This window comes from Citrobacter sp. Cpo221 (genome assembly GCF_030332345.1).
Classification (GTDB): Bacteria; Pseudomonadota; Gammaproteobacteria; order Enterobacterales; family Enterobacteriaceae; genus Citrobacter; species Citrobacter portucalensis.
On record NZ_JAOWIA010000021.1, the window covers coordinates 1 to 3,008 of the forward strand.

Genomic DNA, 3,008 nt, shown 5'->3' on the forward strand with positions numbered 1-3,008 from the left:
TCTGTCTTTCGCCAAAACATCTTCGGCGTTGTAAGGTTAAGCCTCACGGTTCATTAGTATCGGTTAGCTCAATGTATCGCTACACTTACACACCCGACCTATCAACGTCGTCGTCTTCAACGTTCCTTCAGGACTCTCAAGGAGTCAGGGAGAACTCATCTCGGGGCAAGTTTCGTGCTTAGATGCTTTCAGCACTTATCTCTTCCGCATTTAGCTACCGGGCAATGCCATTGGCATGACAACCCGAACACCAGTGATGCGTCCACTCCGGTCCTCTCGTACTAGGAGCAGCCCCCCTCAATTCTCCAGCGCCCACGGCAGATAGGGACCGAACTGTCTCACGACGTTCTAAACCCAGCTCGCGTACCACTTTAAATGGCGAACAGCCATACCCTTGGGACCTACTTCAGCCCCAGGATGTGATGAGCCGACATCGAGGTGCCAAACACCGCCGTCGATATGAACTCTTGGGCGGTATCAGCCTGTTATCCCCGGAGTACCTTTTATCCGTTGAGCGATGGCCCTTCCATTCAGAACCACCGGATCACTAAGACCTGCTTTCGCACCTGCTCGAGCCGTCACTCTCGCAGTCAAGCTAGCTTATGCCTTTGCACTAACCTCCTGATGTCCGACCAGGATTAGCTAACCTTCGTGCTCCTCCGTTACTCTTTAGGAGGAGACCGCCCCAGTCAAACTACCCACCAGACACTGTCCGCAACCCGGATCACGGGTCTACGTTAGAACACCAGCCATTAAAGGGTGGTATTTCAAGGATGGCTCCATGCAGACTGGCGTCCACACTTCAAAGCCTCCCACCTATCCTACACATCAAGGACCAGTGTTCAGTGTCAAGCTATAGTAAAGGTTCACGGGGTCTTTCCGTCTTGCCGCGGGTACACTGCATCTTCACAGCGAGTTCAATTTCACTGAGTCTCGGGTGGAGACAGCCTGGCCATCATTACGCCATTCGTGCAGGTCGGAACTTACCCGACAAGGAATTTCGCTACCTTAGGACCGTTATAGTTACGGCCGCCGTTTACCGGGGCTTCGATCAAGAGCTTCTCCTTACGGATAACCCCATCAATTAACCTTCCGGCACCGGGCAGGCGTCACACCGTATACGTCCACTTTCGTGTTTGCACAGTGCTGTGTTTTTAATAAACAGTTGCAGCCAGCTGGTATCTTCGACTGATTTCAGCTCCATGGGTAAACCACTTCACCTACATATCAGCGTGCCTTCTCCCGAAGTTACGGCACCATTTTGCCTAGTTCCTTCACCCGAGTTCTCTCAAGCGCCTTGGTATTCTCTACCTGACCACCTGTGTCGGTTTGGGGTACGATTTCGTGTTACCTGATGCTTAGAGGCTTTTCCTGGAAGCAGGGCATTTGTTACTTCAGCACCGTAGTGCCTCGTCATCACACCTCAGCGTTAAAAGAAGTCCGGATTTACCTAAACTTCCCGCCTACATGCTTAAACCGGGACAACCGTCGCCCGGCTAACATAGCCTTCTCCGTCCCCCCTTCGCAGTAACACCAAGTACAGGAATATTAACCTGTTTCCCATCGACTACGCCTTTCGGCCTCGCCTTAGGGGTCGACTCACCCTGCCCCGATTAACGTTGGACAGGAACCCTTGGTCTTCCGGCGTGCGGGTTTTTCACCCGCATTATCGTTACTTATGTCAGCATTCGCACTTCTGATACCTCCAGCATACCTCACAGTACACCTTCAACGGCTTACAGAACGCTCCCCTACCCAACAACACATAGTGTCGCTGCCGCAGCTTCGGTGCATGGTTTAGCCCCGTTACATCTTCCGCGCAGGCCGACTCGACCAGTGAGCTATTACGCTTTCTTTAAATGATGGCTGCTTCTAAGCCAACATCCTGGCTGTCTGTGCCTTCCCACATCGTTTCCCACTTAACCATGACTTTGGGACCTTAGCTGGCGGTCTGGGTTGTTTCCCTCTTCACGACGGACGTTAGCACCCGCCGTGTGTCTCCCGTGATAACATTCTTCGGTATTCGCAGTTTGCATCGGGTTGGTAAGTCGGGATGACCCCCTAGCCGAAACAGTGCTCTACCCCCGAAGATGAGTTCACGAGGCGCTACCTAAATAGCTTTCGGGGAGAACCAGCTATCTCCCGGTTTGATTGGCCTTTCACCCCCAGCCACAAGTCATCCGCTAATTTTTCAACATTAGTCGGTTCGGTCCTCCAGTTAGTGTTACCCAACCTTCAACCTGCCCATGGCTAGATCACCGGGTTTCGGGTCTATACCCTGCAACTTAACGCCCAGTTAAGACTCGGTTTCCCTTCGGCTCCCCTATTCGGTTAACCTTGCTACAGAATATAAGTCGCTGACCCATTATACAAAAGGTACGCAGTCACACCCCAAAGGGTGCTCCCACTGCTTGTACGTACACGGTTTCAGGTTCTTTTTCACTCCCCTCGCCGGGGTTCTTTTCGCCTTTCCCTCACGGTACTGGTTCACTATCGGTCAGTCAGGAGTATTTAGCCTTGGAGGATGGTCCCCCCATATTCAGACAGGATACCACGTGTCCCGCCCTACTCTTCGAGTTCACAACACATGCACTTTTGTGTACGGGACTTTCACCCTGTATCGTGCGACTTTCCAGACGCTTCCACTAACACACATGCTGATTCAGACTCTGGGCTGCTCCCCGTTCGCTCGCCGCTACTGGGGGAATCTCGGTTGATTTCTTTTCCTCGGGGTACTTAGATGTTTCAGTTCCCCCGGTTCGCTTCATTACGCTATGTATTCACGTAATGATAGTGTGACGAATCACACTGGGTTTCCCCATTCGGAAATCGCCGGTTATAACGGTTCATATCACCTTACCGACGCTTATCGCAGATTAGCACGTCCTTCATCGCCTCTGACTGCCAGGGCATCCACCGTGTACGCTTAGTCGCTTAACCTCACAACCCGAAGATGTTTCTTTCGATTCATCATCGGTTTGCAAAAATTTGAGAGACTCGAACACACC

At 52.0% G+C, this 3,008-nt stretch carries 1 rRNA gene; it reads right to left on the reverse strand.

Annotated features, from left to right (window positions below):
* Positions 1-32: 32 nt before the first annotated feature.
* Positions 33-2,940: ribosomal RNA gene (locus tag OGY72_RS00780) — 23S ribosomal RNA — on the reverse strand.
* Positions 2,941-3,008: the final 68 nt, after the last annotated feature.